This window comes from Sphingobium sp. B1D7B (genome assembly GCF_025961965.1).
Taxonomy (GTDB): domain Bacteria; phylum Pseudomonadota; class Alphaproteobacteria; order Sphingomonadales; family Sphingomonadaceae; genus Sphingobium.
In genome coordinates, this window is record NZ_JAOQOR010000001.1 from 116783 (window position 1) to 141323 (window position 24541).

Annotated in this window: 21 protein-coding genes; 13 read left to right on the forward strand and 8 right to left on the reverse strand. The window is 64.6% G+C overall.

What is annotated here, in order from left to right; all coding sequences use genetic code 11:
* Nucleotides 1-89: 89 nt before the first annotated feature.
* Both M2336_RS00570 and M2336_RS00575 read right to left on the reverse strand, forming a co-directional pair.
* Nucleotides 90-1007, reverse strand: a complete 918-nt coding sequence (locus M2336_RS00570) for a phasin family protein (RefSeq protein ID WP_264573515.1) — start codon at nt 1005-1007, stop codon at nt 90-92.
* Nucleotides 1008-1092: 85 nt separating this feature from the next.
* Nucleotides 1093-2844, reverse strand: a complete 1752-nt coding sequence (locus tag M2336_RS00575; RefSeq protein WP_264573516.1) for a PHA/PHB synthase family protein — start codon at nt 2842-2844, stop codon at nt 1093-1095.
* Nucleotides 2845-3007: 163 nt separating this feature from the next.
* Here M2336_RS00575 and M2336_RS00580 point away from each other — a divergent pair, with 163 nt between their 5' ends.
* From M2336_RS00580 to M2336_RS00590, 3 genes are read left to right on the forward strand one after another with little or no spacing between them, the layout of a single operon-like run.
* Nucleotides 3008-4219 (forward strand): LL-diaminopimelate aminotransferase, encoded by a 1212-nt coding sequence (locus M2336_RS00580; RefSeq protein WP_264573517.1) that lies wholly within the window; start codon nt 3008-3010, stop codon nt 4217-4219.
* Entirely contained in the window at nt 4219-4764 is a 546-nt protein-coding gene (locus M2336_RS00585) for a DUF2721 domain-containing protein (protein WP_181560524.1), read from the forward strand. The genes M2336_RS00580 and M2336_RS00585 overlap by 1 nt, the downstream gene beginning before the upstream one ends.
* 5 nt (nt 4765-4769) lie before the next feature.
* Entirely contained in the window at nt 4770-5339 is a 570-nt protein-coding gene (locus tag M2336_RS00590) for a GNAT family N-acetyltransferase (protein ID WP_264573518.1), read from the forward strand.
* Between the two features lie 560 nt (nt 5340-5899).
* Here the strand turns inward: M2336_RS00590 and M2336_RS00595 are convergent.
* Nucleotides 5900-6463, reverse strand: coding sequence for a hypothetical protein (locus M2336_RS00595; RefSeq protein ID WP_264573519.1), 564 nt, complete (start codon nt 6461-6463; stop codon nt 5900-5902).
* A 2-nt stretch (nt 6464-6465) separates the two neighbouring features.
* Nucleotides 6466-7731, reverse strand: coding sequence for a glutamate-5-semialdehyde dehydrogenase (locus M2336_RS00600; protein ID WP_264573520.1), 1266 nt, complete (start codon nt 7729-7731; stop codon nt 6466-6468).
* 143 nt (nt 7732-7874) lie between these two features.
* On the opposite strand from M2336_RS00600, the gene M2336_RS00605 reads away from it, so the two are divergent.
* Nucleotides 7875-8828 (forward strand): hypothetical protein, encoded by a 954-nt coding sequence (locus M2336_RS00605; RefSeq protein ID WP_264592483.1) that lies wholly within the window; start codon nt 7875-7877, stop codon nt 8826-8828.
* A 192-nt stretch (nt 8829-9020) separates the two neighbouring features.
* Nucleotides 9021-10349: an MFS transporter gene (locus M2336_RS00610; protein WP_264573522.1), complete on the forward strand. Its 1329-nt coding sequence runs from the start codon at nt 9021-9023 to the stop codon at nt 10347-10349.
* 21 nt (nt 10350-10370) lie between these two features.
* On the opposite strand, the gene M2336_RS00615 is transcribed toward M2336_RS00610, so the two are convergent.
* Nucleotides 10371-11678 carry a sugar MFS transporter gene (locus tag M2336_RS00615; protein WP_264573523.1) on the reverse strand — a complete coding sequence of 436 codons (1308 nt, stop codon included), beginning with the start codon at nt 11676-11678 and terminating at the stop codon, nt 10371-10373.
* A 173-nt stretch (nt 11679-11851) separates the two neighbouring features.
* Here M2336_RS00615 and M2336_RS00620 point away from each other — a divergent pair, with 173 nt between their 5' ends.
* The 4 genes from M2336_RS00620 (at nt 11852) to M2336_RS00635 (ending at nt 18063) form a co-directional block, all read left to right on the forward strand.
* The gene (locus M2336_RS00620; protein WP_264593232.1) at nt 11852-12961 is read left to right on the forward strand and encodes an aldose epimerase family protein; all 1110 of its coding nucleotides are present in this window, start codon (nt 11852-11854) and stop codon (nt 12959-12961) included.
* Complete coding sequence (locus M2336_RS00625) at nt 12958-14754, forward strand: IlvD/Edd family dehydratase (protein WP_264573525.1); 1797 nt, start codon at nt 12958-12960, stop codon at nt 14752-14754. The genes M2336_RS00620 and M2336_RS00625 overlap by 4 nt, the downstream gene beginning before the upstream one ends.
* A gap of 18 nt (nt 14755-14772) precedes the next feature.
* The gene (locus M2336_RS00630) at nt 14773-15630 is read left to right on the forward strand and encodes an SMP-30/gluconolactonase/LRE family protein (RefSeq protein ID WP_264573526.1); all 858 of its coding nucleotides are present in this window, start codon (nt 14773-14775) and stop codon (nt 15628-15630) included.
* Nucleotides 15631-15759: 129 nt separating this feature from the next.
* Entirely contained in the window at nt 15760-18063 is a 2304-nt protein-coding gene (locus tag M2336_RS00635) for an arylsulfatase (protein ID WP_264573527.1), read from the forward strand.
* Between the two features lie 68 nt (nt 18064-18131).
* Here the strand turns inward: M2336_RS00635 and M2336_RS00640 are convergent, their stop codons facing one another.
* Nucleotides 18132-18368, reverse strand: a complete 237-nt coding sequence (locus tag M2336_RS00640) for a twin transmembrane helix small protein (RefSeq protein ID WP_181560534.1) — start codon at nt 18366-18368, stop codon at nt 18132-18134.
* A gap of 24 nt (nt 18369-18392) precedes the next feature.
* Nucleotides 18393-19283 (reverse strand): tRNA glutamyl-Q(34) synthetase GluQRS, encoded by an 891-nt coding sequence (gluQRS, locus tag M2336_RS00645; RefSeq protein ID WP_264573528.1) that lies wholly within the window; start codon nt 19281-19283, stop codon nt 18393-18395.
* Between the two features lie 96 nt (nt 19284-19379).
* On the opposite strand from gluQRS, the gene M2336_RS00650 reads away from it, so the two are divergent.
* Together M2336_RS00650 and murA are read left to right on the forward strand one after the other, a co-directional pair.
* Nucleotides 19380-19946, forward strand: coding sequence for an HNH endonuclease (locus tag M2336_RS00650; RefSeq protein ID WP_264573529.1), 567 nt, complete (start codon nt 19380-19382; stop codon nt 19944-19946).
* 62 nt (nt 19947-20008) lie between these two features.
* Complete coding sequence (gene murA, locus M2336_RS00655) at nt 20009-21292, forward strand: UDP-N-acetylglucosamine 1-carboxyvinyltransferase (protein WP_264573530.1); 1284 nt, start codon at nt 20009-20011, stop codon at nt 21290-21292.
* Between the two features lie 367 nt (nt 21293-21659).
* On the opposite strand, the gene M2336_RS00660 is transcribed toward murA, so the two are convergent.
* Complete coding sequence (locus M2336_RS00660; protein WP_264571218.1) at nt 21660-23111, reverse strand: sigma-54-dependent transcriptional regulator; 1452 nt, start codon at nt 23109-23111, stop codon at nt 21660-21662.
* 147 nt (nt 23112-23258) lie between these two features.
* Here M2336_RS00660 and M2336_RS00665 point away from each other — a divergent pair, with 147 nt between their 5' ends.
* Both M2336_RS00665 and M2336_RS00670 read left to right on the forward strand, forming a co-directional pair.
* Nucleotides 23259-23381 carry an aa3-type cytochrome c oxidase subunit IV gene (locus M2336_RS00665; protein ID WP_264573531.1) on the forward strand — a complete coding sequence of 41 codons (123 nt, stop codon included), beginning with the start codon at nt 23259-23261 and terminating at the stop codon, nt 23379-23381.
* Nucleotides 23382-23404: 23 nt separating this feature from the next.
* Entirely contained in the window at nt 23405-24541 is a 1137-nt protein-coding gene (locus M2336_RS00670; RefSeq protein ID WP_264573532.1) for a Re/Si-specific NAD(P)(+) transhydrogenase subunit alpha, read from the forward strand.

Here is a 24541-nt window from a genome sequence, read left to right on the forward strand (position 1 = left end):
TTGGTTGCAAGGGCACAGAGACGGACTGCCCAAAAAAGCAAAGGCGGCCCGCCGGAGCGAGCCGCCTTTTCTGAATCGGATCGGCCTGATCAGGCTGCGATCGACTTCACCTTTTCCGTTACAACCGACACGCGGTTGCTGATCGGCTGGGAAATGTCGCTCACCAGCTTGAGCATCTTTTCGCTGTTCTTGGCAGCCTCGGACGCGAAGCTGTCCATCGTCTGGCTGAGCAGCTCGCTCTGGAGCTGGAAGAACTCGGCCGGCGACTTGATCGACGCAAAGCTCTTCATCGTGGCGCTCGACTTCTCGAAGGACTTGCGGCCGAATTCGGCGGCGTCCTGGCCCAGCGTTTCCATGCCCTTGGCAGCGATCTTGGAGGATTCGACCATCGCCTCGAGATTGCCGCGCGTCAGTTCGCCCAGCTCTTCGAAAGCCCTGCCAGACTTCTCCATGGCAGCCTTGGTCTTCTCGTTCATTTCAGTGAAGGCACTCTGCATACGGGTCTTGGCCTCCTCGGCATAGGTTTTCGCGGTGTCCATCATATCGGTCATGGTCGGTTCGCCTTTCGCTGCGGCGGATTTCCCGGTGTCGGGAAGGGGGAATGCATCCGCCAATTCTGGGTTCGAGACAGGTGAGAGGGGCGCCGGACTGGCATCAACGGCTTCAGCCTTGGGGGCAGCGCTGACGGGCCATTCCACCGGCGTTCTGACGGCCGGCACATCGACTGGCTTGCGCGCAACTGTCGAAGTCGCAGGCGTGGCTTTGGGAGCCGCCGCGGCGACAGATTTGGGCGCGAGTGGTGCCTTCGGTGTCACCGGTGCCTTGACCGGCATCGGAGCGGCCGCCGCGACCTTCTCACCCGTGGGCTTAGCCACAGGCTTGGAAGCGTCGTTCTTGGCCGGGCTCCGTGCAACGGACGTCGCGGGCCGGGGACCGGCTTTGGACGAACGGGACTTGCGCGGGGTTGCCAACAGACTCACTCCTCGAACTTTGCTGCGATGCAACATAAGCGAATCGGATCGAATCCGCAAGCAAAATGATGCAGTGCAACAAAACTGCCTTATAGGCGGTGAAACGACGCAAAAGCGCCTGTCAACGCTGCACGACGTAGCGTCCGGGCGCATCCTCGATCGCGGGAAGTTTGCCTTCTCCGGGCATCCGCGCACCGCTGGCACTGACCGTCTCTGGTGACAGCTCCCCCAGCCACGCCCGCCAATCCGGCCACCAGCTTCCCTTCGTTTCCTGCGCGGTCGCGCGGAACGCGGCAAAGTCAGGCTGTGGCGCCGCGCTGGTCCAATATTGATATTTGCCTGCCGCTGGTGGATTGACCACGCCGGCAATATGCCCCGAGCCCGCCAGCACGAACCGCCGCGGCCCGGAGAACTGGTCCATCAGCTTCCATACGCTGCAGGGCGGCGCGATATGGTCCTCGATACCGGCCTGAATATAGGAAGGCGTCTCCACCTTGCGCAGGTCGATATGGATGCCATCAACCTCAAGGCCGCCCGGCACGACCAGCCGGTTATCGCGATATAATTGGGTGAGATAGGCCCGGTGCCATTTCGCCGGCAGGTTGGTGGTATCACCGTTCCAGTAGAGCAGGTCGAACTGGGGATAATCCTTCCCCAGCAGATAGTTGTTGACCACGTAGTTCCAGATCAGATCCTGCCCGCGCAGCAGGTTGAACGTCGCAGCGAGATAGCGTCCATCCAGATAGCCGTCCTTCACGAAGCCATCGATCAGCGCCAGTTGCTCGTCGTCGACGAAAAGAGCGAGATCGCCGGCCTCGGAGAAATCGACCTGGGTGGTGAAGAAGGTCGCGCTGGCGACCTTGTCGCTCTCCCCGCGCGCGGCCAACCATGCGAGCGTCGCGGCCAGGAAGGTTCCGGCCACACAATAGCCGATGGTATGAACGCTGGGCACGTCGAGCAGATCGCGCACCACGTCGATCGCGTCCACCTGCCCCTTGAGCATGTAATCGGCCAAGTCAAAATCGGCCATGCTGGCATCGGCGGATTTCCAGCTGACCATGAACACGGTCAGCCCCTGATCCACCGCCCATTTGACGAAGCTCTTTTCCGGGTTGAGATCCAGAATGTAGAAGCGGTTGATCCATGGCGGGAAGATCAGCAGCGGGGTCTTCATCACCTGCGGCGTGGTCGGCGCATATTGGATGAGTTGGTAGAGCGGTGTCTCGTAGACCACTTTGCCCGGCGTGGTGGCGATGTTGCGCCCCAGCTCGAAGGCCGACCCGTCCGTGTGGGTGAGTTGGCCGCGATCAAGGTCGGCGAGCATATGCTCCAGCCCGGTCAGCAAGCTCTCGCCCTTGGTATCGATCAGCCGCTGGAGCGCGGCGGGGTTGGTGAACAGGAAGTTCGCAGGGCTGGCCGCCTCGACAAACCGCTCGGTCACGAAGCGCAGCTTCTCCTTATCCCGCACATCAAGACCATCGACGCTGTCGGCCAGTTGCATGAAATAATCGGAGGCCAGCAGGTACATCTGGCGAATGAGGTCGAACACCGGATTGTCGTGCCAGCTCGGATCGGCAAAGCGCCGATCACGACTGGTAGGCGCAGGTTTCGCATCGCCATCAGGTCCTGCGCCGATGCCGTCCATCGCTCGCGCCAGCACCTGCTGCCACACCGCCATGCTGCGTTCCGCCGCCTGCGACTGGATGCGCGCGATCTTCTCGAGATTGGGCCGCGCCTCATGCCCGGGAAAGCGCGTCGCCTGCTCCGCCAGCTCGGCGCTGCGCTCCAATATCGCCTGCTGGGCAAGCCCCACCACCCGCGTCCAGTGCTGCAGCTGAGCAAGGCCGGTCGCGTCTTTCAGGTCCTGATCCATAGGAGATGCCTCGCTCGATTGTCCGGACGGTCTGTTTTCCAGACTCGCCGCCCGTTGTTTTGGTGGCACGACTGGCTGGCGCAAGCTATATGCAGTATTGGCCGGTCCTTACCACTTGCAGTGTGACACGGCCATTTCAACCCAAATGGAGATCGACATCCCAATGTCCGACGAATTCTACCGCATCAAGCGACTGCCGCCTTATGTCATCGCCGAAGTGAATGCGATGCGGGCAGCGGCGCGTGCGGCGGGCGAGGACATTATCGATCTCGGCATGGGCAATCCCGATCTGCCGCCGCCCGATCATGTGATCGCGAAGCTGGTCGAAGTGGCGCAAAAGCCGGATGCGCATGGCTATTCGCAGTCCAAGGGCATTCCCGGTCTGCGCCGCGCGCAGGCGAATTATTATGCCCGCCGCTTCGGCGTGGAGGTGGACCCGGAGACCGAAGTCGTGGTGACGATGGGCTCCAAGGAAGGGCTTGCCAGCCTCGCCACGGCGATCACCGCGCCCGGCGACGTCGTGCTGGCGCCCAATCCGAGCTACCCGATCCACACCTTCGGCTTCATCATTGCCGGCGCGACCATCCGCTCGGTGCCGACGACGCCGGACGAAAATTATTTCCGCGCGCTGGAGCGGGCGATGCACTTCACCGTGCCGCGTCCCAGCATCCTCGTCGTGAATTATCCCGGCAATCCGACGGCGGAGACGGTGGACCTGGCGTTCTACGAGCGGCTGGTGGCCTGGGCGAAGGAGAACCAGGTCTGGATCCTCTCCGACCTTGCCTATTCCGAACTTTATTTCGACGGCAACCCGACGCCTTCCATTCTGCAGGTGCCGGGAGCCAAGGACATTGCAATCGAGTTCACGTCCATGTCCAAGACCTATTCCATGGCCGGCTGGCGCATGGGTTTTGCGGTCGGCAACCAGAAGCTGATCGCGGCGATGACGCGGGTGAAGTCCTATCTCGATTACGGCGCCTTCACGCCCATTCAGGCCGCCGCCTGCGCAGCCCTGAACGGCCCGCAGGACATCGTCGAGAAGAACCGCCAACTCTACCAGAAGCGCCGCGACGTGATGGTGGAGAGCTTTGCGCGGGCGGGCTGGGATATTCCGTCCCCCCGCGCATCCATGTTCGCCTGGGCGCCCCTGCCGCCGGCGCTCAAGGAGATGGGCAGCCTGGAATTTTCCAAGCAGCTCCTCACCCACGCCAAGGTCGCGGTCGCGCCGGGCGTCGGCTACGGCGAGGATGGCGAGGGCTTCGTGCGCATCGCCATGGTCGAGAATGAGCAGCGCCTGCGTCAGGCAGCGCGGAACGTGAAGAAATATCTGCAGTCCATGGGCGTCAATACACCGGTGACCAAAGGCGCGGCCTGATGCCGGTGCCGGTGCTGGAAGCGCCCGAGGTCAGCCTCGTCGCGCACACGATCCAGTTGGCGGTGGCGCCGGTGTTCCTGCTCGCAGGCATCGGCGGCTTCCTCAACGTCTGCGCCAGCCGCCTCGCCCGCGTCATCGACCGGGCGCGGGCGGTGGAAGCGCAGGTGATGCGCACGACGGGCGCCGAACATGACCGGCTGATCGACGAGATCCGCATTCTCGATCGGCGCATCACGGTGGTGAATGCGGCGATCTTCCTCTCGGTGCTCGCCGCATTGACGATCAGCGCGGTGGTCATCCTGCTGTTCGCGTCCAATCTTATCGAAGTGAATCTGGGCACGGTCATTTCGCTGCTGTTCGTGGGGTCGATGACCTCCATCGCAGCCGCATTCGCGATCTTTCTCTACGAGACCCGGCTGGGCTCGCGCGTGACGCACATCCGCAATGAGGTGCTGTATCACAAGGTGGAGAGTGAGCAGCTGAGCGAAGGGCCACGCCCAAGCAAGCCGGCTATTCCCGCGCCCGAGGTCAGGCAGTCGCACTAAGCCCGATGCCCGAGCCGCTTCGCCTCGTCATGCCGGCGCCCATCTACCTGCCTGCCTATCGTGCGGCGCTGGAAGCGGGCTGGTCGCCGGACACCGTGCTGGGCAATCTGGCGACCCAGCGCGAGCTGGACCGGATCGACCGCGACGCCATGGCCTTCCTTCTGTCACTGGATGATCCCAAGGCCAAGGGGCCGCCGGTGCTGATGAAGGATGGGACGCCCCGGCCACGTCTACCGGGCTATCGCCGCTGGATGTGGGATGGCGAGTTCTGCGGCAGCATCAGCCTGCGCTGGCAGGAGGGCACGGCTGCGATGCCGGACTACTGCCCCGGCCATATCGGCTTTTCCGTCGTGCCCTGGAAGCGCGGGCACGGCTATGCGGCGCAGGCGCTGGGCGCCTTGCTCCCTGAGGCACGTGGACGCGGCCTCCCCCATGTCGACCTGACGACGAACATCGACAACGACGCGGCGCGCCGGACCATCGAGCGGTGCGGCGGCATTCTGGTCGATCATGTCGAGAAGGACGCCGGCGACGGCGGTGGCCGCGCGGCGCGCTATCGGATCATGCTGGGATAATCGGCCTTGCGATCGGCAGGCCGCGCCCGCCACCCTCGCCATCGAAGAGACACAAGCCCAAATGAGAGGGGCCGCCGGAACCTCCCATCGGAGGCGCCGAGCGGCCCATCAGCATGGTAGATCATGCTGGCCTAACCGGTCTTCGGCCGGCAGGCCTGCTCATCGCCGGAAATACATAAGCCCAAATGAGAGGGGCCGCCGGAACCTCCCATCGGAGGTACCGAGCGGCCCATCAGCATGGTCAGCGGCCGGAAGTGCCGCCACCCGGGGATTTACGCCGCGGTCCGGTTTCCCTCAGGAGACCCTCGCGCGACCCGCCACCAATGCCTTAGCGGCAGGCTCCCCGAACGGACTTGACCGACCCCATTGCTGAACCATGAGACATCGGATCACCTCCTTTCGCTTGCGTTGAAACTCTCTCGCCGGGTTGGCTGGAAGCCGTGCGTCCCTGCGATGGCTTAGATGTGAGTCATTCCGCGCTTGCGAACAAGACTTGTAATTATCTTTTTTCGAATCATAATCATGCGCTCGCCGATTTGGGCGAGGGGCGCTGGAACGGCCTAGCTCCGGCAGTCCTCTACAACGCGCCCGATTTCTGAGACCACCGGCAGAATGATCCGTTGCCCGCCTGCGGGCTCGATGGACACGCGACCGCGCGAAAAGGCCATCCAGTCCAGCCCGGGATCATTGGCGGGGCGCGTGATGACCAGCCCGCTGGCGCCACCCATCGGCTGGGTCGTCCCGCTCCAGTCGAGCACGCCCTTGCTGGTGCGCAGGGTGACGCGCGGACTGGCGCTCCCCGCCAGCGTCATCGACACTTGCCGGCTGCTCTTCTGGCAGCGCAGGACCACCAGCGGCGCGACAGGGGACGCGCCGAAGCTGGCGACACTCTCGCCGCTGCGGCTTTCATAACCCCAGCTACCGGACGTCAACGGCGCCACTTCCCAGGCATCGTTCGACTGCGACGGGGCAGGGACGGGCGCGGGGGCCGGGGCAACTGGCGCAGGCGTGGGCGCCGGCGAGGGCTGCCGGCCGCCCGTTTCCGGCACGACCTGACAGCCAGCCAGCGCGATAGTAACGAGGGAAGCCGCAATATGCGGCGCGATGCTTCTACCGATGCGCATGATCAGGGCCGGACCTGACCGGTGCCGCGCACGACCCATTTGTACGTCGTCAGCCCTTCCAGCGCCACCGGCCCGCGTGCGTGCATCCGCCCCGTCGAGATACCGATCTCGGCGCCGAGGCCGAATTCGCCGCCATCGGCAAATTGTGTGGACGCGTTCCACATGCAGATCGCGCTGTCGCAGCGGGCAAGGAACTGCTCGGCAGTCGCCGCGTCCTGCGTGATGATCGCATCGGTATGGTGGCTGCCATGCACGGCGATGTGATCGAGCGCCTCATCGACGCCATCCACGAAGCGCGCCGCGATGATGGAATCGAGATATTCGGTGTTCCAGTCGCCATCCTGCGCCGGCTCGATGCGGGGGTCGAGCTTGGTGACGGCCTTGTCACCGCGCACCTCGCATTGCGCATCCAGCAGCGCGGCCACCAGCGCTTGCGGCTCGGCATAGCCCTTGTCGATCAGCAGTGTCTCTGTGGCGCCACAGATGCCGGTGCGCCGCATCTTGGCATTGACCACGATCTCGCGGGCCATTTTGGGGTCGGCGGCGGCGTGGACATAGGTGTGGCAGATGCCATCGAGATGGGCGAGCACGGGCACCCGCGCCTCGTCCTGAACGCGCGCGACGAGGCTCTTGCCCCCGCGCGGCACGATGATGTCGATCAGCCCCACCGCGCGCAGCATCGCGCCCACCAGCGCACGATCGGTGCTTGGAACATATTGCACGGCATCGGCGGGCAGGCCGGCCTCGGTAATGCCGCGTACCATGGCAGCGTGGATCGCCCGGTTGCTCTCCACCGCTTCCGATCCGCCCCGCAGGATTACAGCATTGCCGGAGCGCAGGCCCAGCGCAGCCGCATCAGCGGTGACATTGGGGCGGCTCTCATAGATGATGCCGATGACGCCGAGCGGCACCCGTACACGGCTGAGGCGCAGGCCATTGGGCCGCTCGGATTCATCGATGACCTGTCCCACCGGATCGGCAAGATTGGCGACCTGCTCAACGGCATCGGCAATGCCATTGATCCGCGCCTCGTCCAGCCGCAGCCGGTCCAGCATGGCGGAGGAAAGGCCATTGGCGGCGCCGCGCTCCATATCGGTGCGATTGGCTCGGATGATCTTCGGCATCGCCTCCCGTAATGAACGGGCCGCGGCAACCAGCGCCTGCGCCTTCAGCTCGCTCGGCGCCTGCGCCATGTCCGCAGCGGCGCGGCGGGCACGCGCACCCATCTGGGCAATGAGCATTTCAGGCGTCTGCGTGAGATCATTCATGGTAAGAGTCGTCCTGTCCGGCGGAGGGCACTCCCCATAGCATGGGGAAAGAGTCGCGCAAATGGCGGCAACCCGACGCATGGCGGAGCGTTTGCCCTTTCAGCCGAAGGGAACCGCAAGCGATGCCCAAAAGGGAGACGAGCATGAACCGACTGAGCCAGATTTCCTCGATTGCCGCGCTCACCCTCATCCTTGCGGGATGCCAGGTGTCGCCCGATGCGGACAATCAGGCCAATGGCATGAACGCGGCGCAGGCGGACGAAGCCCTCGATAACGCGCTCAATGCCAATGACAGCGGCACCACTTCGGTACAGCCGGAATTTCTCGGCACGCTCGTTCCCCCTGCCCCTGGCGAGCAGGGCGGCCTGCCCGATGACCGCACCCCGCTCAACGAGGCGGCCGCGCGCGTGCCGACCAGCGTCGAGGCTTCCGGCGCGACCATCCAGCTTTGGGGCCTCGCGCTGGCGCAGGGCCGCTTTGGCGATGCCTACCGGCTCTACGCGGATTCCGGGCGGGGCAGCGGCATGACGGAGGCCCAGTTTTCGAGCGCCTATAACCGTTATAGCGATGTCCAGGTTCTGGTCGGCCGTCCCCAGTCGACCAGCAATCAGCGCGTGAAGGTGCCGGTGCAGATGTATGGCCGCATGCGCGAGGATGGTCGCCCGTTCAACATGATCGGCACGATGACGCTGGTGCGCAATCCCGGCGGACAGAAAGGCGAGAGCGGCCAGATGGCCTGGCTGATCGCGGAATCAGACCTCTCGCCGCGCGGCACGGTGAAGATCATCCCGCCGGGCGGCGAGACAGGCGCCGGCGCCATTCCGCAGGCCTTCCGAGGCAACTGGTCGTCCAGCGCGGCGGCGTGCGGCAAGCCCGGCGACAATATGCGGCTGGCTGTTGGGGCTGACGACCTCACATTCTACGAGAGCGTGGGAAAGGTGACGCAAGCCCGCCCGCTTTCGCCCAATCGCCTGAGCGTCACCGCCACTTATTCCGGAGAGGGCGAAAGCTGGACGGATACGGCCGCGCTGACTCTCTCCGGCGGGGGCGACGTGTTGACCATCGGGTCCGTCAAGCGCGTGCGCTGCCCGAGCTGATGCCCGGCACGAGGCCGGCGCAATAGCAGGACATTTGGCGGCCAACGTTTGAATAGCCGGGCAGAGAAATGTCCGGATTGATAGCCTTGCGTGTGTCTACGATCCGCTTTACGCCCGCCACCGCCGCCCTGTTTGTCAGACAGTATCCGCCTCCGAAGGGGCGGACATCCAGCGCCGGCAGGGAGAGGCGCGATGAGTCAAACCACGAGTCTGTTGGCAGGCCGGCTTCGCTGGGGCGTCCTCGCCGTGCTGTTTGGCGTCACCGTCATCAATTATGCGGACCGGGCGATCCTCTCGCTGGCAGCGCCCCTGATGACGCGCGATCTCGATATCGATCCGCTGCAACTCGGCATCGTCTTCTCGGCCTTTGGCTGGTCCTATGTCGCGGCGCAGCTCCCCGGCGGATGGTTGCTCGACAGATTTGGCGTTCGCCGGGTCTATCTCGTTGCCATTGTGGGCTGGTCGCTGTTCACGGCCACGCAGGGCCTGGTGGTGTTCCTCTCCGGCGCCGCCGCCATCACCGCGCTCTTTCTGCTCCGGCTCCTCGTTGGTCTGGCCGAAGCCCCGTCCTTCCCCGGTAATGCGCGGATCGTCGCCAGCTGGTTCCCGGCCAGCGAACGCGGCCGCGCCACCGCCATTTTCACCTCCGCGCAATATTGCGCCACGATCCTGTTCGCGCCCATCATGGCCTGGATCATCGGGGTCATCGGCTGGCCAGAGGTCTTCCTGTTCATGGGCGGGGTCGGGCTGGTCGCGGCCACGGCCTGGGCGCGCACGGTCCACGAGCCGCATCGTCACCCGCGCATCCAGCCCGCAGAGCTGGCACTGATCGTCGATGGCGGCGCCTTGATCGAAAAGGCCGAACCGGCAGGCCGGCCGGATGGCGAGACGGCGCGGCACGTGCGGGCCCTCATTCTCGCCCCGTCGCTCTGGGGGCTTTATCTCCACCAATTCTGCGTGAACGCCCTCACCTATTTCTTCATCACCTGGTTCCCGGTCTATCTCGTGCAGGAGCGTGGCCTCTCGATTATCGAGACCGGGCTGATGACCGCCATTCCATCGATCTGCGGCTTCCTTGGCGGCTTGCTGGGCGGCCTGTGGTCGGACTGGCTGCTCAAGCGCGGGCATAGCCTCACGCTGGCCCGCAAACTCCCCATTGTCACCGGCATGATGGGTTCGCTCGCCATTCTCGGCTGCAATTACACCAGCGCGCAAACCATGATCATGATCTTCATGAGCCTGGCCTTTTTCGGCAAGGGCTTCGGCGCGCTGGGATGGGCCGTCATGTCCGATATCGCGCCACCCGGTGCGGCCGGCTTGAGCGGCGGCATCTTCAACATGTTCGGCAACATGTCGTCCATCGTGACGCCGATCGTGATCGGCTTCATTCTGCAGGAGACGCAATCTTTCGAGCTGGTATTGATCTTCCTCGCCGGCTGCGGCTTCACGGCCGCCTTCAGCCTGCTCTTCCTGTTCGGCAAGGTCGAGCGCATGAAAGCGCTCGCCCCTGCCGCTGGATAACCCGAAACAATTTAGTCAGAGTTATTCATCGATCGGCTGCGGCTCGGGCAAGGCGTTGGTCGGCTTCGCCCCCCACAACGCATAGAACAGCACGTAGAGTTCGCACGCCGCCGTCAGCATGAAGGACATTTGCAGGCCATAGCTGTCCGCCAGCCAGCCCTGCACGATGACCAGCGCGCCGCCGGCAATTGCCATGATCAGCAAGCCCGAGCCTTCCTCGGTCAGCGGCCCCAGCCCCTTGATGCCGAGCGTGAAGATGGTCGGGAACATGATCGAGTGGAAGAAGCCCACAAGGATCAAGGCCCACATCGCTGCCGGGCCGGTGGTGAAGACCGTCACCAGCATCACCACAAAGGCACCGATGGAGAAGGCCGCCAGCACTGTCTCCGCCGGAATCTTCTGCATGATCGCCGAGCCGACGAAGCGGCCGACCATCATCCCGCCCCACAGGAAGGTGAGGTAGCGACCGGCCTGCTCATGGGTGAGGTTGGCGATGTGCGGCTGACTGACGAAGTTGACGAACAGATTGGCGACGCCGATCTCGGCAATCAAATAAATGAAGATCGCCGGCACGCCGAACACCAGATTGCGGTGCCGCCAGAGCGAGTGGTTGCGGCGCTCCTCCTTGCTCGCGCGATTGGCGGCCGACCCCATGGCGGGCAACGGAAAGCGCGCAATGACGATGGCGAGCACGATCAGCACGACCGCGACGAGGCCATAAGGCAGGATCACCGATTGCGCATCGGCAAGGCGCTCCGCCTGAGTGAGCACAACGCCCGCTTCCGCCGTGCCGCCCTTGGAGCGACCGAGGATCAGATAGGCGCCGAACAAGGGCGCGAACATGGTGCCCGCCGAGTTCATGGCCTGCACGAGATTGAGGCGGGAGGATGCCGTTTCCGGCGATCCGACCACCGCAACATAGGGATTGGCAGCCACCTGGAGCAGCGTGATGCCGCTCGCGATCACAAAGAGCATGACGAGGGTGACGCCATAAGACGGCAGGCTGGCGGCGAGCATCATGCCCAGCGACCCCGCCGCCATCACCAGCAAACCGACGACCAGCGATTTCTGATAACCGATCCGCTTGATCAGCCAGGCTGATGGGATCGACGCGACGAAATAGGCAATGAACCAGACCGATTCGATTAGCGTCGTCTGCGTATAATTGAGATCGAACACGCTGCGCAGATGCGGCAGCAGCGTGTTGTTGATGACGGTGATGAAACCCCACATGAAAAACAGGCTGGCCAACAGCACCAGGGCCGGGGTGTAATTGACCCCGCCGCTGTCCCTGCTCACCCCATTTGCAACCCCTGCCGGTCCGGCCATCGGCTCCATCCCCTCATCAATTTTACCGAGGCGTTTTCGCCGGAATGTCGGCTTGCGTCAATGTCATTTGTCTGACTATAAACCCGCACAGTGCGGACAGAGACAAAAGGATTGGGGCAGGGATGCGACGTGCATATTGGATAGCGATCATCTCCGGAACACTGGCGATGGCGATGCCGGTTTCCGTGGTTCAGGCCGCCGAGGCGCACCGCGCAGCTGCCGGCGCTCTGGCCGATGGCACCGCGATTGAGGCGATCACGCTCAAGAACGCGCAAGGCGTGGAAGCAAAGATCATCACTTATGGCGCCACGCTGCAGTCGCTGCTCGTCCCCGGGCGCGACGGCAAGCGGGCCGATGTGGTGCTCGGCTTCGACAATGCGGCCCAATATGAGGCGCACCCCAATTATCTCGGTGTTACCGTCGGGCGGTTCGCCAACCGCATCGCCAATGGCCGGTTCGCGCTGGATGGCAAGACCTACCAGCTGACGCAAAATGACGGGACCAATTCGCTGCATGGCGGCGGCAAGGGCTTCGATCGCGCCGTATGGAAGATCGTCTCGGTGGAGAGCGGCCCGACCGCGCGCGTCGTGCTCGCCCATGTCAGCCCGGATGGCGATGCCGGCTACCCCGGCAAGCTGGACGTCACCACCACTTACACGCTGGATGAGAATGGCGCGCTCGGCATTACCTTCGAGGCCAGGACGGACAAGCCGACCATCGTGAACATGACCAACCACGCGCTGTTCAACATGGCCGGCGAGGAGTCACCCGGCGGCGCGCTCGACCAGTTGCTGACCATTCCGGCCAAGGCCTTCACGCCCGTCGATGCCAAACTGATCCCCACCGGCGAGTTGCGGCCGGTGGCCGGCACGCCGTTCGATTTTCGTAAGCCCCGCCGCATCGCGCAGGACATTCGCGATGGCCGGGACGACCAGATCCGCGCCGGCCGCGGCTATGACCATAATTTCGCGCTCGACAAGGGCGTGACGGCCAAGCCCGAACTGGCCGCCCGCCTTGAAGACCCCGCCTCCGGGCGCGTCCTCGAAGTGCTGACGACCGAGCCGGGCGTGCAATTCTACGCCGGGAATTTCCTGGATGGCACAGTCCCCGGCAAGAGCAGCCGCCTGTATCGCATGGGGGATGGCATCGCGCTCGAACCGCAGAAATTCCCGGATGCGCCGAACCATCCCGATTTCATTTCCGCCCGCGTTGATCCCGGCAAGCCCTACCGGCATGCCATGATCTACCGCGTTTCAATCCAGCAGGGCACGCACCACAAATGACAGACCCAAAGGGCTCGCGCCTGCGCTCGCGCGCATGGTTCGACAATGACGACAATATCGACATGACGGCGCTCTATCTGGAGCGTTACCTGAATTTCGGGCTCAGCCTCGAGGAACTCCGCTCGGGCAAGCCGATCATCGGCATCGCCCAGACCGGCAGCGACCTCTCGCCCTGCAACCGCCACCATCTCGTGCTGGCCGAGCGGGTGCGCGAGGGCATTCGCGAGGCCGGCGGCATCGCCATCGAATTCCCCGTCCACCCCATTCAGGAGACGGGCAAGCGACCGACAGCCGGGCTGGACCGCAACCTCGCCTATCTTGGCCTGGTCGAGGCGCTGTACGGCTACCCGTTCGATGGCGTGGTGCTGACCACCGGCTGCGACAAGACCACGCCCGCCGCGCTGATGGCCGCAGCCACGGTGAACATTCCCGCGATTGCGCTCTCCGTTGGCCCGATGCTCAATGGCTGGCATGAGGGCGAGCGCACCGGATCCGGCACCATCGTGTGGAAAGCGCGGCAGATGCTCGCCGCCGGCGAAATCGACGATGAGGGCTTCATCAAGCTCGTCGCCTCCTCGGCCCCCTCGACCGGTTATTGCAACACCATGGGCACGGCGACGACCATGAACAGCCTTGCCGAGGCGCTGGGCATGATGCTGCCCGGCTCCGCCGCCATTCCCGCGCCCTATCGCGACCGGCAGGAAGTCGCCTGGCGCACCGGCAAGCGCATTGTCGAGATGGTAGCCGAAGACCTCAAGCCCTCGGACATTCTGACGCTCGATGCCTTCCACAATGCCATCGTGGTCAATTCGGCCATCGGCGGCTCGACCAATGCGCCCATCCACCTCGCCGCGATCGCGCGTCATATCGGCGTGGACCTGCCGCTCAAGGATTGGGAGCGGCTCGGCCACAAGGTGCCGCTGCTGGTCAACCTCCAGCCGGCCGGCGAATATCTGGGCGAGGATTATTATCGCGCTGGCGGCGTGCCCGCCGTGGTCGCGCAGCTCATCCGCCATGGCCTGATCCGCGAAGGCGCGCTGACCGTGAACGGCGTTACGATGGGCGAGAATTGCCGGGATGCGCGGATCATGGACGAGCGCGTCATCCATCCGTTCGAGCAGCCGCTGGTCGAGGACGCCGGCTTTCTGGTGATGAGCGGCAATCTGTTCGATGCCGCGATCATGAAGACCAGCGTGATCAGCCAGGAGTTTCGCGACCGCTACCTCTCCAACCCCGACGCGCCGGGCGTGTTCGAAGGCCCCGCCATCGTGTTCGACGGGCCGGAGGATTATCACAAGCGCATCGATGATCCGGCCACGGGCATTACCGAGAACACCCTGCTCTTCATGCGCGGCGCCGGTCCCATCGGCTATCCCGGCGCGGCGGAGGTGGTGAACATGCGACCGCCGGCCTATCTCATCACGGAAGGGATCAGTGCCCTCCCCTGCATCGGCGACGGGCGCCAGTCCGGCACCAGCGCCAGCCCGTCGATCCTCAATGCCAGCCCGGAAGCGGCGGCTATGGGCGGACTCGCCCTGCTGCGCGACGGCGACCGGGTGCGCATGGACCTGAATGCCTGCACGGTGGATGTGCTGATCTCCGACACTGAGCTTGCCGAGCGGCGTGAAGCCCTGATGGCCAAGGGTGGCTATGCCTATCCCGCGTCCCAGACCCCATGGCAGGACATCCAGCGTTCGCTCGTCGGGCAGCTGGATAAGGGCGCAATTCTGGAAGGCAGCGAGCAGTTCCAGCGCATCGCGCAAACCCGGGGCCTGCCGCGCGACAATCACTAAGGCCGAAAGGGCAGCAAGATGACGGGCTGGCGGATCGTCGAGCGCGACGTGCGCGACGAGCTTGGCGAGGGAACGCTGTGGAGCGCGCGCGACAACGCGCTCTACTGGACGGACATTCTCGCGCCGGCGCTCAACCGGCTCTCGCTCGCCGATGGCACGGTCGACCGCTGGGCGATGCCCGAGCGGCTGGGCTGGGTGGTGGAGCGCGATCAGGGCGGTTTCATTGCCGGTTTCGCGAGCGGCTTTGCGCGGCTCTCGCTCGGTCCGCTGATCATCGAGCCGATCGGCAACCCCGAGCCGCATCTGCCGGACAATCGCATGAACGACGGCAAGGCCGATGCCGGCGGGACGATCTGGTGCGGCACCATGCACAGCCGGATCGAGGGTGAAAGCGGTACGCTCTACCGGTTCACGCCGGATGGTCGCTGGACGCCGATGGACAGCGGCTACACCGTCACCAACGGCCCCGCCTTCTCGACCTGCGGCCGCTGGCTCTACCATACCGACACCATGCGCGGCCTCATCTACCGGTTCGCGCGCACGCCCGATGGTGGCATCGCCGACCGCGAGGTCTTCGTCCGCTTTGGCGAAGGAGATGGCGGGCCGGACGGCATGACTGTCGATGCCGAGGACGGGCTGTGGGTCGCGCATTGGGGGGCCGGCCGGGTGAGCCGCTTTTGGCCGGATGGCACGCTGGATCACAGCATTGCGCTACCCGCCTCCCAGATCACCAATATCGCCTTTGCCGGTGAACGGCTCGACCGAATGTTCGTCACCTCTGCGGCAACCGGCCTGCCTCCGTCCGACTATGATGGCGCCCTGTTCGAGATCGAGACGCGGTTCAAGGGTATCGCGCCGGGCCTCTTTCCGGCCTGACATCGACGCCAAGCCTCATCCGTCCTGCCCTGATCCTATTAGCGAGTGGCTATAACTTATAGCCTCACAGGCCGTTGCTTCTACCTGCCTCTCCGCATGACAAGGTGGTTCAAAATAGGGAGAGGAACGATGAGCTATTCAAGGAAGATGGCGTCCAAAGCCGCGTGGCATGGCGCCAGCCGGCTGATTATCGCGGCATGTGCGGGCCTTGGGCTTTCCGCCGCGATGGCACAACAAGGCGCGAATTCGCAGCAGGGGTCGCCGCCGGTCGGCCCTGACTGGACCTATTATCCCCAGCCGACCAAGGCCCCCAAGGGCGCCCCCAATATCATCCTCGTGCTTATGGACGATGTGGGCTTCAGCGCCTCCACCTCTTATGGCGGGCCCATTCCGACGCCGGTGTTCGACAGTCTCGCTGCCTCCGGCCTGCGCTACACGCGCTTCCACACCACCGCCATGTGCTCGCCGACGCGCGCCGCATTGCTCACCGGCCGCAACCACCATGCCGTCGGCAACGCTTCGATCTCCAACGTGTCAATCGATGCCCCGGGCTACACCTCCGTGATGCCGGACAGCGCCGCGACGCTGGGCCGGGTGCTGCGCGACAATGGCTATGACACGTCGTGGTTCGGCAAGAACCACAATATCCCCGACTGGGAAACCGGGCCGATGGGACCGTTCAAGCGCTGGCCGATCGGTCTGGGCTTCGATTATTTCTACGGGTTCAACGGTGCGGGCGCCGACCAGTTCAACCCGACCATTGTCGAGAATATCAACCCCGTGCGGCGCGACCGGACGGACGATAATTATATCTTCGACCGCGATATGACCGACAAGATGCTGGGCTGGCTGGGCGCGCAGCAGGCGCAGGACCCGAACAAGCCCTTCTTCCTGTATGTCGCGCCCGGCGCCATGCACGGCCCGCAGCAGGCCCCGGCCGATTGGGTGGCCAAGTTCAAGGGCAAGTTCGACATGGGCTGGGACAAGATGCGCGACCAGATTTTCGCGCGTCAGAAGGCCATGGGCATCATCCCCAAGGACGCCCGCATGGCGCCACCGCTGCCCGGCGTGCCGCGCTGGGATAGCCTGCCCGCCGACCAGAAGGCGCTCTACGCGCATATGATGGAAGTGGCCGCCGCGCAGCTTGCCTTCTTCGACAATCAACTGGGTCGCGTGATCGAGCGGGTGCGTCAGGATGGCGAGTTGGACAACACGCTGGTGATCTTCATCAACGGCGATAACGGCGCGGCGCTGCACAATATGTACGGCTCGATCAACGCTTACTCGCAGTTCGCCGGCATCAAGGAAACGCCCGAGACGCTGCTGCCGCAGAAGGACAAGTTCGGTACGGAGGAGAGCTTCGGCAACTATCCGGTCGGCTGGGGCTATGCGCTCAACACGCCCTACCCATGGGGCAAGACGGTCGCCTCCCAGCTCGGTGGGTTGCGTGTGGGGATGGTCGTCTCCTGGCCTGACAAGATCAAGGACAAAGGCGGCATTCGCACCCAGTTTAGCCATGTCATCGACATCGCGCCGACCATCTATGACGTGGTGGGGATCACCCCGCCGGCCATGGTGGACGGTGTGGCCCAGCAGCCGATCGACGGCATTTCGATGAAGTACAGTTTCGATGCCCCCAAGGCCCCGTCGCAACGGCGTGAGCAGTATTTCGAGATGCTGGGGAGCCGCGGTTATTACAAGGATGGCTGGTTCGCCGGGACCGAGGTCAATTGGGAACCATGGGGACCGAACAAGACCGACCCGACCAAGGCCGGCTGGGAGTTGTATAATCTCAACGAGGACTGGTCGCAGACCCGTAATGTCGCCGCGCAATATCCCGACAAGCTGGCCGAACTGAAGGCGGACTTCGAGGCGGCGGCCCAGAAGTTCCATGTCTATCCGCTCTCGGCCGACTTCTTCGAGCGGCTGAACTACAAATATCGCCCCAACGCCCTCGCGCCCGAGCGGACGCGCACTTATTATACGAGCGACATCCGCTATCCGGCCGTGACCTTCCCGGAACTCAACCCCAACTGGACTGCCGAAGCCCGCGTCAAACTTAGCGGCTCAGCGGTGAGTGGGCCGATCTTGACTCAAGGCGCCAAGTTCGCGGGTTACACCCTCGCGATGGAGAACGGCGTCCCGGTCTTCACCTACAACCCCTCGGGCCGCGCGCAGGAACGCAAGATTCTGCGTGGCACCCAGGCGCTCGGTGCGGGCGACCATGTGATCACCGCCCAGATCGCCCCGGCGAGCGAAGGGCTGACGATCTCGCTGCTGGTCGACGGCAAGTCGCAAGCAACGGCGTCGATCCCCCGCGTCATCAAGATCGTGACCGGCGAAGCGATGATCGGCCACGCGCTGATCGATGATCGCACGGGGCCGCTGAACTTCCCCGATACGATCGAGAAGGTGACGATCACCAGCTACTGAGACCAACACTTGCCCATGGCCGCCTGCCTATCGGTGGGCGGCCATGTCATTTGGGGTATGCAGGCCGCTTAGCGGCCGCTGTTGACCAGCAGCAAAATGGCCACGATCAGGATCGCGAGTGCCTGGAAGGTCACGCGGCCCATCATCGCCTTGTTCTGGCGCAGGCTGGACTGGCTCGGGCCGGTGCCATCGCCTTTCAGCTCCGCCTCGGTCGTGCGCAGGAACGTCACGATGCCGCGAACGAGCATGAAAAGTGCGCCTAGCATGGCGAGCACCAGCAGGATGATCATGAGGGCATTGCCCATAGCTTGTCTCCTTGTGGCCCCGATTTAGGAGGCTTCGACCCTGATTCCAACCGGAAAGCGGCCAGCCCGCAAATCTTCGGCGAGCGCCGGCCCGGAAAGGCCCTGATCGCGCAGGTCCGCGAGGCTCAGGCCATCGGCGCGCTTGGCAAGGCGCTTGCCCGCCGCATCCACGATCAGCCGGTGATGCCGGTAGCGCGGACTGGGCAGGCCGAGCAGCGCCTGCAGGGCGCGATGGGCGTGGGTGGAGGCGAACACGTCCCGCCCCCGGATGACATGCGTGACGCCCTGTGCCGCATCGTCCACCACCACAGCAAGATGATAGCTGGCCGGCCGGTCCCGCCCCTTGATGATCAGGTCGCCCAGCGCATCCGGCTCGACCGGGACCGTACCGGCAAAATCGTCCTGCCAGACCAGCGGACCGGTGCGCGCCAGCGCCGCGCCCATATCCAGCCGCCAGCTATGCGGATCGCCCGCCGCGATCCGTGCCGCGCGCTCGTCCAACGACAGCGCGCGGCAGGTGCCGGGATAGAGCGGCCCGTCGGCGCCATGGGGGGCGTGCAGGCTCGCGGCCAGTTCCCGCGCGATATCGCCGCGCGTGCAGAAGCAGGGATAGACGACGCCCGATGCCTTGAGTCGCTCCAGCGCCTGCTCATAGGCATCGAAGCGCGTCGACTGGATCATCAGCCCGTCCCAGCCGATGCCGAGCCAGCGCAAGTCTTCGTAAATGCCCTCGGTAAATTCGGGCCGGCAGCGGGTGACGTCGGTATCCTCGATGCGCAGCAGGAAGGTGCCGGCATTTTCCCGCGCGAAGTCATGAGCCTGCAACGCCGACCAGCCATGGCCGATGTGCAGGCGCCCGGTCGGGCTCGGCGCGAAACGGGTCACCACATGTCGTGGAGAGTCGTTTTCCATCATACAAGGCCTTGACGAAGACTCATCGTCTCTGCTGTCATATGCACGTCACGCTTCTCTTGGAGAGAGTGCGGCGAAACGAAAGGGGCAAGAGCGCGCATGTATCATCCCGATCGAATACGCCATCCAGAAAATTGCCCGGCGCTCGTGTTGAACGCCGACTACACCCCGCTTTCTTATTATCCGCTGAGCCTCTGGCCCTGGCAAACCGCCATCAAGGCGGTTTTTTTGGATCGGGTGGACATCGTCTCCAGCTATGAGCAGGAAGTTCATTCGCCGAGTTTCCAGATGCAAATCCCCTCGGTGATCGCGCTCAAGCAATATGTGCGGCCGAGCGAGCATCCCGCCTTCACCCGCTTCAACCTCTTCCTGCGCGACAAATTCTCCTGCCAGTATTGCGGATCAACCAAGGATCTCACTTTCGATCATGTCGTGCCGCGCCGCGCGGGTGGCCGCACGACCTGGGAGAATGTCGCCACCGCCTGCTCGCCGTGCAACCTCAGGAAAGGTGGACGCACCCCGCGCGAGGCGCATATGCCGCTGCGCCAAATGCCGATCCGCCCGACGACCTGGCAATTGCAGGACCATGGCCGCGCCTTCCCGCCCAACCATCTGCACGAGAGCTGGCACGACTGGCTCTATTGGGATGTCGAACTGCTGGCCTGAGCCAGGGAACCCGTCTCCGCCCTGCCCCTTGCACGCGGCTCTGGAGCCGCTAAGAAGCCGCGATGGACCGTATCCTCATCCGCGGCGGCAAGCCGCTCTCCGGCAAACTCCCCATCTCCGGCGCGAAGAACGCCGCGCTGACGCTGCTGCCTTGCGCGCTGCTGACCGAGGAACCGGTGACCCTGCGCAACCTGCCCCGCCTGGCGGACGTGGACAGCTTCGGCCATCTGCTCAACCAGCTTGGCGTCTCGACCACCATCGAGGGATCGCGGCAGGAAGATTTCGGCCGGGTGATGACGCTCAAGGCCGCGCGCGTCACCTCGTCGGTCGCGCCCTATGACATCGTGCGCAAGATGCGCGCCTCCATCGTTGTGCTGGGGCCACTGCTGGCGCGCACCGGCGAGGCGACCGTTTCGTTGCCCGGCGGCTGCGCGATCGGCAATCGCCCCATCGACTTCCACCTGCGCGCGTTCGAGACGCTGGGCGCGACGATCGAGATGGCCAATGGCTATGTCCGCGCCATTGCGCCGGATGGTGGCCTTAAGGGCGCGCTCGTCACCCTGCCCTTCCCCTCGGTCGGCGCCACCGAGAACACGCTGATGGCCGCCGCGCTCGCCAATGGCGAGACGATCATCGAGAATGCCGCGCGCGAGCCTGAGATTGTCGACCTGTGCGGCCTGCTTGTCGCCATGGGTTGCGAGATCGAGGGCATCGGTACGGACCGGATCGTCATCCACGGCAAGCAGCGCCTCTATGGCACCACCTATCGGGTGATGGCAGACCGCATCGAGGCGGGAAGCTATGCCTGCGCCGCTGCGATCACCGGCGGGGAGCTGGATCTGATCGGTGCCAATGCCGACGACATGCACGCGATCCTCAAGGGCCTGCGCGATGCCGGCGTCCACATTGAGGAAAGCAAGACCGGCATCAAGGTCGCGGCCGATGGCCCGCTCAAGCCGCTGACGCTGACCACCGCGCCGCACCCCGGCTTCCCCACCGACATGCAGGCGCAATTCATGGCGATGCTGACCCTGGCCGGTGGCGCGAGCGTGCTCACAGAGACGATCTTCGAGAACCGCTATATGCACGTGCCCGAGCTGGCCCGCATGGGTGCGGATATCACCGTGAACGGCCGCACCGCCGTGGTGCGCGGCGTCGAGAAGCTGACCGGCGCCCCCGTGATGGCGACCGACCTGCGCGCCTCAATGAGCCTGATCCTGGCCGGCCTCGCCGCACAGGGCGAAACCGTAGTGAGCCGCGTCTACCATCTCGACCGGGGCTATGAGCGGCTGGAAGAGAAACTGAGCGCAGTCGGCGCCGACATCGAGCGCGACAGCGACGGGTAAGCGCGCGTGGGGCCGTACAGTCCCCGACTGAGTGACGTTTGCAGACAGACCCAGATCCTCCTTGAGCGTGCTCGAGGAGGGGGACCGCCGGCAAAACCGGTGGTGGAGGGGTCATAATCCGACGCTTCGCATCAGCCCCTCCACCATTTGCTGCGCAAACGGTCCCCCTCCCCATGCAGACATGGGGCGGAACTTGGAAGGCTGCTGCGAACTTCCCCTTTTCGTCATTCCCGCGAACGCGGGAATCCAAGGGCGCCTGCGCAGTGCGGCTGGATTCTGGATTCCCGCGTTCGCGGGAATGACGGTGATTGAAATCGGCGGATGACTCTGCCGCCGATCTTACCGGCAAAGGACTAGAGCGGCCCTCTCAGGCCGCCGTATCGATGCCCAGTTCGGCCAGCTTGCGATACAGCGTCGAGCGGCCGATGCCGAGGCGACGCGCCACTTCCGTCATGCGGCCGCGATAATGGCCGATGGCGAGGCGAATGACGTCGGCCTCGATATCAGCCAACGCGCGCAAATGGCCGTTCGGCTCGTAGAGCGTGACGCCAATGCCACTTTCCTGCGCGTTGCGGACCATGGGCGTGACCTGCCCGTTCTCGCGCCGCACCGGCTCGCTCTGGTTGAGTTTGCCGGAGAGTTGCGGGAAATCCGCGGCTGTAAGAGCATCCCCCTCGCACAGCACAGCCGCGCGGAAGAGCGTGTTGTGCAACTGACGGACATTGCCCGGCCAATCGTGCAGGGCGAGCAGGTTGATCGCCTCATTGGTGATGCCGAGGCTGCGCATCCCCGGCTGCGCCACCACGCGCTCCAGCAAATGACGCGCCAGCGCGGGGATATCGCCGCGACGATCCCGCAGCGGCGGAATGGTCAGCTGGACGACGTTGAGGCGGTAATAAAGGTCTTCGCGGAAGCGTCCCGCCTCCACCTCGTCAAGCAGGCGCTTGTTGGTCGCCGCGATCACGCGGACGTCGACCTGACTGGGCAGGCGCGCGCCGACGGGCTGAATCTCGCCATCCTGCAGCACGCGCAGCAGCTTGACCTGCGCATCGAGCGGCAATTCGCTGATCTCATCGAGGAAAATGGTGCCGCCATTGGCGGTGCTGAACTTGCCGACATGCCGATCGAACGCGCCGGTAAAGGCGCCGCGTTCGTGACCGAACAGGTCCGATTCGACCAGATTGGACGGAATCGCGCCGCAATTGACCGTCACCATCGGCGCGCGGGCGCGCGGACTGGCGGCGTGGATGGCGTGGGCGATGACTTCCTTGCCGACACCGCTTTCCCCCTCGATGAGAATGGGCACGCGGGCACGCGCCGCCTTGGCGGCGATGGCGAGGGCAGAGCGGAAGGTGGGCGAGGAGCCGACAATCTCGTCGAAGCCGAGCGGTGCGCGGTTCTTCTCGGTGAGCGGGCGCAGTTCACCCGCGCTGCCTGAATGGTTGAGCGCCGCCTGCAGCGCGCTCAGGAAACTGTCCGGCGCGATCGGCTTGATCAGGAAATCATGGGCGCCGGCCCGCATCGCATCCACCGCCCGCTCGGCAGAGCCATTGGCGGTGATGACCAGAACCGGCAATTGCGGGCGACGGACGCCGATGGCGCGGATGAGGTCGCTGGCCTCGCCTTCCTGCGTCCAGTCGTCGATCATCACGGCATTGATGCGCGCGCCTTCACGGGAATCGAGCAGCTCGAGCGCATCCTCGGCCGTGCTCGCGCTCATCGCACGCCAGCCTGCCCGATGCGCCATGGCAATATTGAGTCGGCGCTGCGCCGGCTCGTCGTCGACCAGCAGCAGAACAGGATTTTCGGGATCGGTCATGCTCTCTTCCGCTCGTTGCAGCCGCCGGAATTAAAGAGCGGGGGTAAAGAGGCTGTTAAGCCGACCTGTCTTTGCGGCAAGCTGCTTGAGGCCGCCAAATAATGCCGCTAGGACATTGCGAAGACGACAATCTGGAACAGGATAGCCATGGCGCACGAACAGGACATGAATCAGGCAACCGGCAGCTACAGCGGCTTCGTGGCGCTGATGAAGTGGGGCACGATTCTCAGCGCAATCGCCGCGCTCATCGTCATCATGATCATCGCCTGACCCCTCCGAACGGGGGGATGTTCATGAAAATCGCCGTCATTCGCGAGACCGCCGCTGGCGAGCGGCGCGTGGCCGCGTCGCCCGAAACCGTCCGCAAGTTCAAGGCGCTCGGTGCGGAGCTGGCGGTGGAAACGGGCGCGGGCCTGTCTGCCAGCGTCTCCGATGCGGAGTATGAGGCCGCTGGCGCTACGGTGACCGACCGGGCTGCCACGGTGCAGAACGCGGGCATTATCCTGTGCGTGCAGGGACCGGATCCCGAGAGCATTGCGGGCGCGGCGCCGGGCGCATGGCTGGTCGGATCGCTCAACCCATTTGGCGAGCGCGCGCGGATCGACCGTTATGCGGCCGCCGGGCTGGAAGCGCTGGCCATGGAGTTCATGCCGCGCATCACCCGCGCGCAGAGCATGGACATTCTCTCCTCCCAGTCCAACCTCTCGGGCTACAAGGCGGTGCTGGACGCCGCCGCCGAATATGGCCGCGCCTTCCCGATGATGATGACGGCGGCCGGCACCGTGTCCGCCGCACGTGTCTTCGTGATGGGTGTGGGCGTCGCGGGCCTGCAGGCCATCGCCACCGCCCGCCGGCTCGGCGCGCAGGTGAGCGCGACGGACGTGCGCGCCGCGACAAAGGAACAGATCGAATCGCTCGGCGCCAAGCCGATCTTCGTCGATGCGGTGAAGGGCATCGAAGGCGAAGGCAGCGGCGGCTATGCCACCGAAATGTCGCCGGAATATCAGAAGGCGCAGGCCGAGCTGGTCTCCAGCCATATCTCCAAGCAGGACATCGTCATCACCACCGCGCTGATCCCTGGCCGCGCGGCGCCGCGCCTGATCTCGGACGCCCAGATCGCCACGATGAAGCCGGGCAGCGTGATCGTGGACCTGGCCGTCGAGCAGGGCGGCAATGTCGAGGGCGCGGTGCCAGGCGAAATCGCCCTGCGCCATGGCGTGAAGATCGTCGGCCACCGCAACATGCCCTCGCGCCTCGCGGCGGACACTTCCGCGCTGTTCGCGCGCAATCTCTACAATTTCCTGTCCGCTTATTGGGACAAGGACGCCAATGCGCCGGTGCTGCCGGATGACGACGAGATCGTGAAAGGCATCCGCGTCACCCAAGGCGGCAAGGTGGTGAATGAGAGGCTGCAGACAAGCAGCACCTAG